The sequence below is a fragment of the Paenibacillus sp. FSL H7-0918 genome (assembly GCF_038007025.1).
GTDB lineage: Bacteria > Bacillota > Bacilli > Paenibacillales > Paenibacillaceae > Paenibacillus_AQ > Paenibacillus_AQ odorifer.
Map to the genome: position 1 here is coordinate 1,010,250 of NZ_JBBOWJ010000001.1, position 14,088 is coordinate 1,024,337.

The 14,088-nt window shown below is 46.6% G+C and carries 17 protein-coding genes; 1 reads left to right on the plus strand and 16 read right to left on the minus strand.

Annotation, left to right across the window (positions count from 1 at the left end):
- Positions 1–49 precede the first annotated feature (49 nt).
- The 11 genes from accC to MHI15_RS04810 all read right to left on the minus strand — a co-directional run bounded on the left by accC (position 50) and on the right by MHI15_RS04810 (position 8,331).
- Positions 50–1,393, minus strand: a complete 1,344-nt coding sequence (accC, locus tag MHI15_RS04760; protein ID WP_076129648.1) for an acetyl-CoA carboxylase biotin carboxylase subunit — start codon at positions 1,391–1,393, stop codon at positions 50–52.
- A 54-nt stretch (positions 1,394–1,447) separates the two neighbouring features.
- Positions 1,448–1,957 (minus strand): acetyl-CoA carboxylase biotin carboxyl carrier protein, encoded by a 510-nt coding sequence (gene accB / locus MHI15_RS04765; RefSeq protein WP_076098642.1) that lies wholly within the window; start codon positions 1,955–1,957, stop codon positions 1,448–1,450.
- Between the two features lie 147 nt (positions 1,958–2,104).
- On the minus strand, positions 2,105–3,022 hold the full coding sequence (locus MHI15_RS04770; RefSeq protein WP_036682837.1) for a SpoIIIAH-like family protein: 918 nt from the start codon (positions 3,020–3,022) through the stop codon (positions 2,105–2,107).
- A 67-nt stretch (positions 3,023–3,089) separates the two neighbouring features.
- Complete coding sequence (spoIIIAG, locus tag MHI15_RS04775; protein WP_076134498.1) at positions 3,090–3,734, minus strand: stage III sporulation protein AG; 645 nt, start codon at positions 3,732–3,734, stop codon at positions 3,090–3,092.
- Positions 3,735–3,777: 43 nt separating this feature from the next.
- On the minus strand, positions 3,778–4,554 hold the full coding sequence (gene spoIIIAF, locus MHI15_RS04780) for a stage III sporulation protein AF (protein WP_076278400.1): 777 nt from the start codon (positions 4,552–4,554) through the stop codon (positions 3,778–3,780).
- 27 nt (positions 4,555–4,581) lie between these two features.
- A complete protein-coding gene (gene spoIIIAE / locus MHI15_RS04785; RefSeq protein WP_341164167.1) occupies positions 4,582–5,814 on the minus strand; it encodes a stage III sporulation protein AE in 1,233 nt (410 codons plus the stop codon).
- A 44-nt stretch (positions 5,815–5,858) separates the two neighbouring features.
- On the minus strand, positions 5,859–6,248 hold the full coding sequence (gene spoIIIAD, locus MHI15_RS04790; RefSeq protein WP_036682847.1) for a stage III sporulation protein AD: 390 nt from the start codon (positions 6,246–6,248) through the stop codon (positions 5,859–5,861).
- Positions 6,249–6,255: 7 nt separating this feature from the next.
- A complete protein-coding gene (gene spoIIIAC, locus MHI15_RS04795) occupies positions 6,256–6,459 on the minus strand; it encodes a stage III sporulation protein AC (protein WP_036682849.1) in 204 nt (67 codons plus the stop codon).
- A gap of 13 nt (positions 6,460–6,472) precedes the next feature.
- Positions 6,473–6,991 (minus strand): stage III sporulation protein SpoIIIAB, encoded by a 519-nt coding sequence (spoIIIAB, locus tag MHI15_RS04800; RefSeq protein WP_076104383.1) that lies wholly within the window; start codon positions 6,989–6,991, stop codon positions 6,473–6,475.
- Positions 6,984–7,985 (minus strand): stage III sporulation protein AA, encoded by a 1,002-nt coding sequence (spoIIIAA, locus tag MHI15_RS04805; RefSeq protein WP_076129644.1) that lies wholly within the window; start codon positions 7,983–7,985, stop codon positions 6,984–6,986. The genes spoIIIAB and spoIIIAA overlap by 8 nt, the downstream gene beginning before the upstream one ends.
- A gap of 82 nt (positions 7,986–8,067) precedes the next feature.
- Positions 8,068–8,331: a YqhV family protein gene (locus MHI15_RS04810; RefSeq protein ID WP_371915730.1), complete on the minus strand. Its 264-nt coding sequence runs from the start codon at positions 8,329–8,331 to the stop codon at positions 8,068–8,070.
- Positions 8,332–8,633: 302 nt separating this feature from the next.
- Between MHI15_RS04810 and MHI15_RS04815 the strand changes: the two genes are divergently transcribed.
- Positions 8,634–9,500 carry a YitT family protein gene (locus MHI15_RS04815; protein WP_081382367.1) on the plus strand — a complete coding sequence of 289 codons (867 nt, stop codon included), beginning with the start codon at positions 8,634–8,636 and terminating at the stop codon, positions 9,498–9,500.
- Positions 9,501–9,634: 134 nt separating this feature from the next.
- On the opposite strand, the gene MHI15_RS04820 is transcribed toward MHI15_RS04815, so the two are convergent.
- The 5 genes from MHI15_RS04820 to MHI15_RS04840 form a co-directional block, all read right to left on the minus strand.
- Positions 9,635–10,888 (minus strand): aspartate kinase, encoded by a 1,254-nt coding sequence (locus MHI15_RS04820; protein WP_036682855.1) that lies wholly within the window; start codon positions 10,886–10,888, stop codon positions 9,635–9,637.
- Between the two features lie 193 nt (positions 10,889–11,081).
- Positions 11,082–11,630: a dihydrofolate reductase family protein gene (locus MHI15_RS04825; protein ID WP_076193103.1), complete on the minus strand. Its 549-nt coding sequence runs from the start codon at positions 11,628–11,630 to the stop codon at positions 11,082–11,084.
- A 145-nt stretch (positions 11,631–11,775) separates the two neighbouring features.
- Positions 11,776–12,333 carry an elongation factor P gene (gene efp / locus MHI15_RS04830; protein ID WP_038572538.1) on the minus strand — a complete coding sequence of 186 codons (558 nt, stop codon included), beginning with the start codon at positions 12,331–12,333 and terminating at the stop codon, positions 11,776–11,778.
- A gap of 46 nt (positions 12,334–12,379) precedes the next feature.
- The gene (locus MHI15_RS04835; protein ID WP_036682862.1) at positions 12,380–13,450 is read right to left on the minus strand and encodes a M24 family metallopeptidase; all 1,071 of its coding nucleotides are present in this window, start codon (positions 13,448–13,450) and stop codon (positions 12,380–12,382) included.
- A gap of 74 nt (positions 13,451–13,524) precedes the next feature.
- A complete protein-coding gene (locus tag MHI15_RS04840) occupies positions 13,525–14,016 on the minus strand; it encodes a YqhR family membrane protein (RefSeq protein ID WP_341164168.1) in 492 nt (163 codons plus the stop codon).
- Between the last annotated feature and the right edge of the window lie 72 nt (positions 14,017–14,088).

The following is a 14,088-nucleotide window of genomic DNA, read 5'->3' on the forward strand; positions in this document are numbered from 1 at the left end:
ACATACTATATCATTTGACGAACTTTATGACAAACAAACCGAAGTCGTCCTAAATTTCATACTCTTCAAGAAACTTAATGTCAAAGTTACCATCCAAAAATACAGGATGCTCCAACAGTTTCTGATGGAAAGGGATGGTGGTATGAATGCCTTCCACGGCGAATTCAGCCAAGGCGCGCTTCATCTTCGCAACCGCTTCCTGACGTGTAGGAGCCCAGACAATCAGTTTTGCAATCATAGAATCATAGAAAGGGGAAATCGTATATCCTGGGTACGCCGCACTATCTACACGAACGCCAAGGCCTCCTGGTGGCAAATAAAAGCCGATTTTTCCTGGTGAAGGCATGAAATTACGCTCAGGATCTTCAGCATTTATACGGCATTCAATGGACCAGCCATTAATCACGATATCTTCCTGAGTGAATGACAGCGGATTGCCTTCTGCTACAGAGATCATTTCCTTAATCAAATCCACACCTGTAACCATTTCTGTTACTGGATGTTCAACCTGAATACGGGTATTCATCTCCATGAAGTAGAACTGTCCATCCGGTCCAAGCAGGAATTCAAGTGTTCCGGCTCCCGAATAATTCACGGCAAGTGCTGCTCGAACTGCTGCATTACCCATTGCTTCCCGAATTTCCGGTGTGAGCACTGAACAAGGTGCCTCTTCAATCAGCTTTTGGCGACGACGCTGCACGGAGCAGTCCCGTTCACCTAAATGCACTACATTGCCATGTTTATCTGCAATAATCTGAATCTCCACATGCTTCATGCCTGTTAGGAATTTCTCCAGATATACACCAGCGTTACCAAACGCCTTTTGTGCTTCCTGTTGTGCAGCAGTAATCTGCTTCACCAAAGATTCCTCGTCCTCAGCAATCCGTATTCCCTTACCTCCGCCACCTGCAGTAGCCTTAACGATGATCGGGTAACCAATATCGCGGCCCAGCATGACAGCTTCCTCTACATCGCCTACAAGACCATCTGAGCCCGGGATAATCGGAACTCCAGCCAGTTTCATGGTTTCCTTCGCCACAGCCTTGTCACCCATACGGTTTATGGCATCTGGAGAAGGTCCTATGAAGATAATATTGCAAGATTCACAAATCTCTGCAAAATCCGCATTTTCAGCTAAAAATCCATAGCCAGGATGGATGGCATCACATTCCGTTAAGGTGGCTACACTCATAATATTTGTAAAGTTCAGATAGCTGTCCTTGGCCGGCATCGGACCGATGCAGTAAGCTTCATCAGCCAACCGGACATGCAGTGAATCCCGGTCGGGTTCCGAATAGACCGCGACGGTGGAAATGCCCAGTTCACGGCAGGCCCTAATAATGCGGACCGCGATTTCGCCGCGGTTGGCAATCAACACTTTTTGAATGTTCATGCGTTTCCTCCCAAAGTTTTGCGAAGCTTCCGCTCCTTAAGTAGTCTGCGGTATTTATTCCGGTTTAACCAAGAATAGTGGTTGACCGTATTCTACAAGCTGACCGTTCTCAGCAAGCACAGACACGATTTCACCTTTGATCTCCGCTTCCAGCTCATTCATCAGTTTCATCGCCTCAATAATGCAAACCGTTGATTTTTCACTTACACGGTCTCCAACATTAACAAACGAAGGCGTTTCCGGAGAAGCGGCACTATAAAAGGTCCCCACCATTGGAGACACAATTTTATGTAGTTTGCCTTCTGCAGCTGCTTGTGGCTGCTGCGCTGGAGGAACTTCACCTACTACCGGATAGGATACTTGCGGTACGCTCTGCGGCTGCGGGGCAGGCGTAAAGGGATAGGCAGCATAAGGAGTCGCCTGTACTGCTGTTCCATCAGCTTCAGGGCGATCCGGTTTGCGAATTGCAAGCTTCATTCCTTCGCTTTCGATCTCCAACTCATGTACAGAGGAGGTCTGGTCCAGCAATTTAATCAATTCCTTAATTTCGCTCAACTTGAACATATATCAGTTCACTCCTTCAGCTTTCTCTCGAAGCCACTTCTTAAGCGGACAAGATAACTTTATGTATTATATCACAATCGGTAAAAATGGAAAGAGCCCGGGGCAACCCGAGCTCTTTCGTCATTTTTCTTTTAATTATACAGCTTATTATTGCTCAGAAACGTATTGTACACTAATTTTATCTTGAGATACACTCAGTTCCTTCATTACGAGATCCACGATGCTGACCGCTTGCTTTACATCCAGTTTGTCGCTGAGAACGACTACTTTATAGCTGTCTCCAGCTTCTTCCTTTACAATCGCTTCGCCATATTTTTGTTGAAGCTGTTCTTCGATACCGGTAATTTTGGATTCTTTTTCTTCAAGATTTAGAAGTTGTTCTTGAGCGACTGCGTTATCAGCAGGTGTTTTGTCCATGTCATTAATCAAAGCAAGCAAGTCTTGTTGGTTCTTAAGATTCTTTTGCTCACGTTCATAAAGGTAGTTAGTGAACATGCTGCTCGCCGATACACTTTGAGAAGCTACTTCATCGAGAATTTCTTTGTCATTTTTGGCTGGAGTCTTGGTTGTTGTATTTGCGGCTGTATCTTTAGCAGATGTATCTGTTTTGGCGGCATCTTTAGCAGCAGTGTCGGTTGTTGCCTTCTCTGAGTCACTGCTATTTGCGGCAGCTTTACTGCTATCGTCCTTAGCAGCTGTAGTTGTACTGTCGTCCGTTTTAGCAGTAGTAGTGCTATCATCCGTTTTAGCGGTAGCAGCACTGTCATCCGTTTTGGCGGCAGTAGCGCTGTCGTCCGTAGTAGCGGCGCCAGTAGTGCTATCTACAACGCCTTCATCGGCAACAACATCGCCTTGACTAACAACTTCGTTCACAACAACACCTTTGTCGCCAACCGTTGGCAACGCTGCACCTGCTGTGTCTTTCAGGGAATCAACCTGCATTGTGCCAGCCGTGTCTTTTGGAATCGAAGCACCTGAGTCTTCAGTGAATAAATAATATGCAGAGAGGACCACCATCAAGCTGAGCATAGAAACCAACCATATCGTTTGTCTTTTGCCGTTCATTCCTAATTCCTCCTAAAATTTAATCTAGTGGCTGCTTCGGAAGCACTCACTTATTGACTTTCTCCTGCTACTCTTGTTTGCGTGGTACTACTGAAATGCGCTGGATTGGGACGTTCAAGCCTTTTTCTATAGCCTGCTCGACGAGTCCACGAACCACCTTGTTCTCTGCCCCTTTGGCAACTACCAGTACGCCGCGTACCTGAGGTTTGATCCGCTTCGTCACAATGGGTGTCTCGTCCCCTGATTGCGAGTAGGTTACGATTTCGCCATCCCTCGTATATTGTGTCGTATGACGTTTCCCCCCACTGGCATCCGTCTCTTCACTAAGCTGTTGGGAGTCATTCATATTACGCACCACGACAATTTCTTCTGTAGACTCCACTGTAACCATGATGTCGACTGTACCGACGCCAACGATTTTCTCCAAAATTTCCTTCATCCGGTTCTCCATCGCTAGTTCGATGCTGTCGAACGAATTGGTCGTTGTGGTTGGATCACTCTGCACCAGCGCCGTTTGAGAGGACTGATTCACCGGCGGCTCGCGCCCTGTATTCTCGTTATCAATCCTCTTCACATTGACGAAGGAATTGAATAGCATGATCGCTGCGCCCAGCAGACCCAGAATGATCAGCCAGCGAAAGGTATGGCTTCTTTTCGGACTGCCGGCCCCACCCCCAGCCCACTGCTCAAGCTTTTTCAGCCAATTGCCCACTCCCATCCCTCCTAAAAATTATAGTTTCTTAGAAATATCAAGCTCATGATTTGACGTTACTAGCCACGCTGCCATCCACCTGAATGACTTTGGGATCCAAATCCCACTTCAGTTCCAGCAGCTTTACAATGGACTCCATTTCACTCGCGGACGCGCTGTCTTCAGCTACAGTTCCGTTCACTGCTTTATTAGGTTCAGCTGATGATGTTGCTTCACTCTCTACGTTATCTGCCGGATTAGCGCCAATTTTAACTTCTACAGGTGCTACAGGAGAGATTGTAATGGGTGCTGTAGTCGCTGTGCTGGAAGCTCCGGAAGTACCCGGGGAGTTAGCCGTTGTCTGAGGCATAGAGACCCTTACATTGGAAATGACAGGAACGTCTTCGTTACCAGTGCCGCCAGACTTCCCCATGCCCAGCGTTACGGTGACATTAACCCCGCGTTTGCCGGTCTCACTGATAATCTGCTCTTTCATCTGACCCGCCACCTCTTCGGCAGCGAGCTGCAGACTCTGTTCCTGACGGCCTTGTGCAAGCTTTTGCCCATCTGCCAAAATCTGTTCCAAGGATGGGTCTCCCTTCCCTCCGCCAGTGAACAAACCGCCCTCTTTCTCTTGCTGTCCCATAGCGACACTCAGTTCGGAGATTGCATCACCTTTCAGGAGAGAGACGATAGGGCTGAGCATCGTGAGCAGGATTAGGAGACTTAGCACCAATCTTGCATAACGCTCCATGGATTTGCTTGGGAGCAGCAATTCAACAAATGACGCCAACAGCACAACCAGGATGATCTCCCGCAGCCAACCGCCCAACCAGCTCATGGTTTCCCTCCTAAAAGTTTGGTTGCTTCACCTCATCATTACAGTCAAATTGCCCGCAGTCAGCATGATCGTAACCGCCATAAAAAACATTAAGGAAACAGCAGCCAAAGCAGCGAACACGTATACCATGCTTTTTCCAATCGTCTGGAGACAGACCACAATCGGCGTCTCTCCCAGCGGCTGCATCACAGCGGCGGCTATATTGTAGATAAGGGCAAGCACCAGGATTTTGATTGCCGGAAAAGCACACAGGAACAATATGATAATGACACCCGATAACCCGATCGCATTTTTCACCAGCAGTGAAGCTGAGATTACTGTGTCTGTGGCATCCGCGAACATTTTGCCGATGACCGGAACAAAATTCCCTGTAATATATTTAGCGGCCCGAATGGTGACCCCATCCGTTACTGAGCTTGTTATCCCTCGAACGGAAATTACACCTAGGAACACAGTTAGCAGTACACCTAACAGTCCAGCACCGATGTTTCGCAGCAGATTAGCCAGCTGGGTTAGTTTATATTTCTCCGACAATGCGCTGACCAGATGCAGCACAGCCGAGAAGAACAGAAGCGGAAAAACAAGGGTGTGGATCATGGTGCCAACCGTATGAATCATAAAAACAATTAACGGATGGGTGACGGAGACCGTAACGATATTCCCCATCGAAGCCAGCAGCGCGAACAGCAGTGGAATCATCGCCATCATGAAATCGATCATCCGATCGATAGCATCCTTTGCATAACCAATAGCGATATTGAAGCTGTTCACGGCAATTACCAGCACCACCATATAACAGAGCGTATAAGCGACCTTACTGACCGTTTTTCGCTCAAAAGCGGTTTGCAGCGTCTCCAGAATCATGCTGAGCACACTGATCATCACAATCGTCACGAGCAGCTTTCCGTTGTACAGTACCTCATGCCACATAAAGCCTAGAAGCCCAGATAACACACCCTTTAAGCTGAGCCCCTTATCTCCCGGAAGCAGCATGTCCATTAGCGTTGGTGTGGCCCCGTCCGGGAAAAAACCACCATAATCCTTCATCAGCTGATCCCAGTACGACTCGACTTTATCTTTGGGTAAATTATTCACCTGGCTCTTGACCCACTGGTCTACCGGGGAGGAACTGCCGGATTCTGATGTTGAGGAAGCTTGCACACTCTGAGCTGTACCTGCAAACCATAGAATGAAAAAGAATGGAAGCAGCAGCAGTATTATTTTTAGTTTTGGAGGACGGAAAACACTGTGCTCTTGCATAATTTCTCCTCCCGATCCGTTGCTCAGCTCTCTTTACGATTGCTTTAAGCAGGCAGTAGTTTCATGACGGTTTCGATAATGATGCTGATGATGGGTACGGCTAGTACCATAATTAGTACTTTGCCGGCGAGTTCTATTTTGGAAGCAATCGATTCCTGACCGGCATCTCGTACAATCTGTGCACCGAACTCCGCGATATAGGAAATGCCGATGATTTTGAAAACAGTCTTCAAATAAATCATTTCCATCCCCGATGACTCAGCCACCCGCTCCAGTGTAGAGAGGATCATTCCGATCTTGCCGATGAGAAACATAAAAATTAGAATTCCTGTTGTAGTAGCAAGAAGGAAGGCGAACATCGGTTTTTGTTCCTTCAGTACGAGAATCAATATGGTCGATATCAGCCCAATCCCAACAACTTGAATAATCTCCATAGCACGCCTATTGAAAAAGAAAGATCGTTTTTATTTCCTGCAGCAACCCGTCCAGCATCCGAATCACCATGAACAGCACGACTACGAACCCGATCACGGTGACCCAATGTGCGAAATCCTCTTTTCCCATCTGTTTGAGCACCGTGTGGATCATGGCGATAATTATGCCAATGCCGGCAATTTGAAAAATCGCATTGACTTCAATATTCATTCCTGGCACCTCGCTAAAAGATCAAAATGACGATCAGTACTCCAAGCAGCAGACCCAGGCTTTTACTTAACTTTTCATATTTGCCTTGATCCTCTCTGGCCACCGACTCCTCCTGCTTCAATTGCTGCAATGCTAATGCGATATGAGTGCTCTGATTCGACCTATCGCTTGTGCCGAGAGTACAGCTGAGCTGGCGAAGAATCTCTCTTTCTGTCCCCTTCATAGCGGTAGACTTCCAATATGCTTCCATCGCCCGCTGGATGGCATCCTGGGCGCTTCTGTCATAGGGAGGACTCATCTCCTCCGCTGTTTTGACAAACAACGATTTCAGCGGGTCCTTCGACTGATTCCCAATCCGCCGCATGGCTTCCGGCAGTGGGGTGAAGCCGTACATGATCTCTGTTTCCAACCGCTGTAGTGCTGCTATTAAACCTCTGATATGTCTGGGCCTGTCTGCATATTGACGAGCAAACTGGAGACCTGCAAGCGTACCAGCCACCACAATGAGCACAGCACCGAACAGCTTAAGCATGCAAATCACCGCCTAGTCGATCCCCGGGAGAGATAAGCAGCATTCCTCTTTTCTGGCCATCCAGAATACGAAACGTGAGGCCTGCTTCTGAACGATGGAGTATGACATATCTCTCGAACATCTTTTGTTCCAGCAGTCCTCCAAGACCCGGCCTACGAGCCAACTCTGTTACATCTTTTCCGTGAGCGGAAGCAATGACAGATATGCCGGCATGCAGTGCCTCGGTAACTGCTTCGGCATCTTCCGGACGCCCAATCTCATCCGCGATTAATACATCTGGCGATAGCGACCGGATCATCATCATCATGCCTTCTGCCTTGGGACACCCATCAAGAACGTCTGTCCGAGGACCCACGTCAAAGGCGGGAACACCACGCCGGCTGCCAGCAATTTCAGACCGTTCGTCAACAATTCCCACCTTCAGCCCCGGTCTAATCCCTTCGCGCTTGCCCAATTCCCCTAAGGAGATTTGTCTTGCAAGATCGCGGAGTAGGGTAGTCTTGCCATGTTGTGGAGGGGAGAGAATCAAGGTGTGCATCATTCGCTGCCGCCCCTTGTCCAGTAAATAAGGCAGCACTCCATCTGCGATTCCAGGTACCTCACGAGCAATACGGACATTAAAGCCAGTGATATCACGAAGATGCTCTACACCTCCGCCACTCAGTACTGTCCGGCCAGCAAGTCCTATCCGATGACCGCCGGGAATCGTAATAAATCCTTTTCTCAGCTCTTCTTCCATCGTATATAGCGAATGGTTGCTGATCAGGTCTAGCAGTCGATGAGTGTCTTCCCGATCCGGCTTGTAAGCTTCTTCAGGCCTCTGCGTCAAACTGCCATTCACTCTTAGAAAGTGATATTTACCAGAGTAGTTAATTTCCAGCGGACGACCTTCACGGACACGAATCTCCTCCACCATTCCTAGCAGCGGAAGGGGAAGGCACTTTAACAGCGCTCTTACTTTTTCAGGAAACAATTGCAGCCAATCATCTGCCATACAAAGTACCCCCAAGCTGTCCTCTACTTAATTGCTTTATTCCATATTTATGCTTGTACGCGCCCAATATGCCTATCATCTATCATTTTTTCAAAATCCCGATTAAGAGAAAGGCTACACCGCAGCCCACCCAGCCTAATTTGCTCCACGACAGCTGCTGTGCCATCCCAGTCAGGCCAATAGCTGTCGTCAATATCAATATGGTCGGGCCTACCAAAGCCAGTCCAGAATTGACAGCCAGCGCCTTATCGACCTGATTTAATCTGAGCATTATCAGCGCAGCTATAATCTCTGCACTGCCCGAGAACAACCGCAGAGTTGCCATCCAGCTTACATACTTGTCCAATCTACTCCACTCCTTTTACTAATTCATTCATACCAAAAGAGATCTGAGGCTTGTTTAGCTTTCTATTACTCATGGATATGCGTGGCTTTTTCACTTTAGACAATGAGAAATGACAGATTTGCTGATCAGACTGTGAAAGAATTCATAGTGAGTGGGTTCATAAATAAATATAATCAGTACGATAAAATAATTTTTACGAACGCCTTCATCTGTGGTATCCTTTTTAATTGGAAATATAGTGAGTTTATATTTTCAAAAAAAGGCAAACTAAAAAGACATAAGAAAAAGAGGGGATTTGTGTCATGCACGTACGAAATTACGGGCTACCGCTCAGCATGCGGTCCGTAGTCAGACCAGTAAGAGAAGCGGCAATCATTATTTTTTCAGCTTTTTTAGTCGCCGCAGGGATGAGATTATTTCTAATTCCTCATCAACTGCTAAGCGGCGGGGTAGCAGGGGTGGCTTCAGTCATCGGGTATGTAACTAATCCGAAGTACATCTCAATCATTTATTTTGCGATAAACCTTCCTGTTCTGATCTGGGGATTTATTGCAGTGGGGAAAAAGTACATCTTACTAAGCATGCTTTCCGTTTTAGCTACCACCTGGTTCATGACAATTATTCCTGCGGTAAAAGTGACCAAAGACCCGATTTTGGCTAGTATTTTTGGCGGCGTAATTATTGCTGGCGGGGTTGGATTTTCTCTCCGTGCCGGGGGTTCATCTGGAGGATTTGATATATTAGGCTCGATTATTACACGTAAGCGGGATATTCCTATTGGGAATGTACTCTTCGTAATGGATGGGATCGTTATTCTGAGTTTAGGCTTCTTTAAAAGCTGGGACTCAGCCTTATACGCTATGCTCTGTATTTTTGTGAAAAGCAGAGTGGTTGATATGATTCATATTCGTCATGTTAAGCTAACCTGCTTCATTGTTACCAAGGAACGGGATAAAATGCTGAATCGTCTTAGAGAGCTGCCTCATGGCATCACAGTAGTCAACGCAGAGGGCGGTTACAGTCACGAGGGCAATACAATGCTGATGACCGTAACGACCCGCTATGAGCTGTCAGAGCTGCGTAAGACTATCCTTGAGACGGATCCAAGCTCTTTCGTCAATGTACTTGAGACTGTTGAAATTCTAGGCCGGTTTAGACGTTTAGGATAAATACCCATATAGATGTAAAAAGGAACGCTGCATTCAAACCTGCAGCGTTCCTTTTCATTTATTGCTGATGCCCAAAAAGGAGACCCCGTAGCTAAATAGCTGTAGGATCTCCCTTTTTATTGATTGAACGGCTCTTAACGACGATCCTTAGGACCACCAACAAAGGCCTGCTCAGTTGTATCCAGATTATAAGCGGTGTGAAGCGCCTGAATGATCGATGGCAAATTGCCGGATTCGATTACACAAGAAACCTTAATCTCAGACGTGCTGACCATCTTAATGCTTACGCCCTCTTGGGAGAGCACATCAAACATTTGAGCCGCAACACCAGGATGGCTAACCATACCCGCGCCAACAATAGAAACCTTAACGAGGTTATCCTCGGACGTTACTTCACGGTAAGGTAAAGTTTTATGGATTTCTTTAATGACTTCCTTCGCACGGTCCAGTTCATCAAGTGAAACTGTAAATGAGAAGTCAGCCTGCTCATTCTGCACACCACTTTGTACAATGATATCTACGTTTACGCCTTCTTCAGCCAGCTTGCCGAAGACTTGAGCGAGTACACCCGGTACATCAGGTACTCCTAGAATACTGACACGTGCTACATTCTTATCATAAGCAATCCCACTAACTACGACTCCTTGCTCCATGCTTGCTTCCTCCTTCACAACAGTACCTTCATTATGATTAAAGCTCGATCTAACGACCAGCTTAACTTGATGACGCTTAGCATACTCCACTGCACGCGGATGTAGTACCGCCGCTCCCAGATTGGCAAGCTCTAGCATCTCATCGTATGAGATTTCGTTCAGCTTGCGGGCTGTTTTCACAATGCGTGGATCTGTAGAATAGATACCATCAACGTCGGTATAAATCTCACATACATCTGCTTGAATAGCAGCCGCAAGGGCTACAGCTGTCGTGTCCGATCCTCCGCGGCCCAGGGTAGTGATCTCACCATCCAAAGTCATCCCTTGGAAACCTGCAACGATAACGATCTGTTCGCGTTCCAAAGACGCTACTACACGGTGTGGATCAATATCATTGATACGAGCTCTACCGTGGGTTTCGTCTGTACGGAACCCGGCCTGCCATCCTGTATAAGATACTGCATTCCGCCCGATCCCATGAAGAGCTATGGACAAAAGAGCAACGGAAATCTGCTCTCCTGTTGTCATCAGCATATCCATTTCACGTGCAGGCGGCTGCCCGTTTAATTGCTTCGCCGTATCGATCAAATCATCTGTTGTATCCCCCATAGCAGATACAACTACAACGCAGCGATGTCCCTCATCCTGCTTGTCTGCGATGCGCTTGGCAACACGTTGCATGCGTTCTGTGTCGCCGACGGAGCTGCCTCCGAATTTCATAACATAAAGTGACAAAGTCCCACTCACTCCCCATATCGGTCTATGTAGTTGCTTCTAATCGGTTTCCCGCTTTAAACCAGTATAATACGAAAATAGCGTAATGCGTTAATGATTTCATTAAAAAATTATTGATTTTCCAGAAGCTAACAAAAAGATAAGGTCAGCTTCAAGACACTAGCTGACCTCATTTCACTCGTCTTCCAGTTTTTTATTGAGAAGCTGGTCGATAAGTCAGGGCCATCACTCCAGAACTGAATCTTTTGGAGTCCACTAGCTCCAACGTCTTCTCTTCACCAACGTTATCGAACAGGCGCTGACCGCTACCCAGCAGAATCGGGAAGACCAGAAGCTGATATTCATCGACAAGGCCAAGCTGCATCAGGCTCTGCGCAAGCGTACGACTGCCAAAAACGAGAATATCTCTCCCCGGCTGCTCCTTCAGCTTGGACACCTCCTGAGCAAGATCGCCCTTGATCAAGCTTGAATTGCTCCATGTTGTTTCTTCGAGAGTTGTGGAGACTACGTACTTAGCGTATCCATTCATCATTTCACCGTACTCACCTGTCTGCTCAACCATATTTGGCCAAGCCTCTGCAAAACCTTCGTAGGTTGTCCGTCCTAACATTAGAGCGTCAGCAGCTTTCAGTTCAGCAAACTTGAAATGCTCCTGTTCTTCACTTCCGAATGAGAAGGTCCATTGTGGATTTTCCATAACACCATCAAGGGATATGAACTCAGATATAATTAATTTTCTCATATGCGCCTCCTTCTGATCTTTAATTCGTAAGTATAACATTCTCACCCATACTGTTCCTCATGCATCCTCGTTTATATACCAAAAACCCCCCACCGTAATAACGGGGGAGGCTGATTGGTTATAAGTTCGGCAAGTATGATGCTTCCTACGCGCGGGAGATATATTTACCTTCGCGAGTATCAATAAGCAGCACATCTCCTTCATTGATGAACAGAGGAACTTGTACAGAATGACCTGTTTCAAGCTTGGCCGATTTAGTAGCGCCTTGAGCAGTATTACCCTTCACACCTGGCTCAGTTTCAACAACCTTCAGCTCTACGCTGGTAGGCAGGTTAATCCCAAGGATTTCACCTTGGTAACTGATGATGTTTACAGTCATGTTCTCTTTAAGGAAGTTCAATTCCCATTCAAGCTGCTTGCTGGACAATTCGAATTGGTCATAAGTTTCGTTGTCCATGAAAGCATGCTCCGATCCGCTTGCATACAAATATTGCACGCCACGGTTCTCAATAATAGCACGGCCAATAGTTTCACCAGCACGGAAAGTACGCTCAACAGTGTTACCATTGCGCAGGTTTTTCAGCTTAGAGCGAACGAACGCTGCACCTTTACCTGGTTTAACGTGCTGGAAATCAAGAACGGTAAAAATATCACCGTCCACCTCTACGGTCAAGCCTGTCTTAAAATCGTTTACTGAAATCACTAAAAATCCCTCCTGAATTCGATAATTAAACTACTACTTTTCTTACTTACAGTACTGTATATTCTTTGGACGAATGGGTCAGCAGCGATATTCCGCTCTCGGTGATCACAATATCGTCTTCAATACGTACTCCGCCAATCCCCGGCAAATAGATACCTGGTTCTACAGTAACGACCATTCCCGGCTGCATGATATCGTCACTCAGCTTGGACAAACGCGGCCATTCATGAACTTCCATTCCAAGTCCATGACCCGTGCTATGTCCAAATTGATCACCATATCCGTAGCTAGCGATGATATCACGTGCCAGTGCATCACATTCCCGTCCAGTCATACCCGGTTTGATATGTGCCAACGTATGTAGCTGAGCTTCCAGCACAATATCATAGATTTCTTTCAGCTTCGGATCTGGAGCTCCGAGTGCAATGGTACGAGTCACATCTGAGCAGTATCCATCGAGTAATGCACCGAAATCAAGCGTAATAAATTCATTACCTTGAATTACACGGCTGCTTGCTACGCCATGCGGCATGGACGAACGTTCACCTGAAGCAACAATCGTATCAAACGATGACGCAGTTGCCCCGTGGGTACGCATATAGAATTCCATTTCCAAATCGACGTCTCTTTCAGTCATGCCTGGTTTGATCACATTCAGAATATGATTGAATGTAGCATCAGCCAGATCAGCTGCACGTTGCATAACAGCAAGCTCTTCAGCATCCTTGAACATACGGAGGTCTTCCACGGCTTTGGAAACTGGAACTAACACTGCCGGCTTAAGGGCTTCCGCATATGAGGTATAAGCGCTGAATGAGACATCATCCTGTTCGAAACCAACACGTACCTCACTGCCTGTTGGCAGCAACTCGCGTACTGTATCAATAAATTTAGGACCATGCTCTACAACCTTAACTCCTACCGCTTGATCCGCAGCCTGTGTCATGTACCTGAAGTCAGTTAGCAGATAACAATCATCGCTTGTCACCAATACATAACCGGACGATCCGGTAAATCCACTTAAATAGCGGCGGTTATAACCGCTGGTTATCAACATTGCTTCCAATCCTTTATCCTGCAAAACCTTACGCAGCTTGGAGACGCGCTCGTTACCCATTTTCATTCTCCTCTCGAAATAGCCACATTGTATTTTAACATAGGGATATCCCCTTGAGAAGTTTTTTCGAGCCGTTAGGCAAGTGCAGTCGCTTGCTCACGCTTTCGTTCGTCGGTATACTCAATCGCCGCTGTGTATCCAATGAACATCCCCCAAAGTAAAAAAAGGCAGAACTCACTAATCACAGTGTTCCACGGCAGCTTAAAAGGCGGCTGCATAAGAAACATTTGCGAGCCGGGAATAAATATAACTACCCACCACAAAACACCATAAACCAATCCTGGCCAAGGTCCCTTCAGCTTGCGCAGAATAAGCACATATAGCAGTGAGGCTATCACTGAAAATAAGATGAAAAACAAATAACCCACGAGATGTCCATACATTGTCGTCAGAAAAGTATGTTTAAAAAACGGCTCTGCTAAATAACCAGGACTAACCTTGGTAAAGCTGAACCAGTAGATTAACCAGTGCAGCCCTCCCCAAATCAAACCTGCGAAAAAACCTAATTCGAGCGCAAAAAACCAAATATTAGTATGACCTGATTGTTGTTGATGTGATTTGCTCATAGAATTGCCTCTCTTTCCGTATTTTTAATACCGATTTGTCTCTCCTTGTCCATATAAGGTAGTATGTGCAGC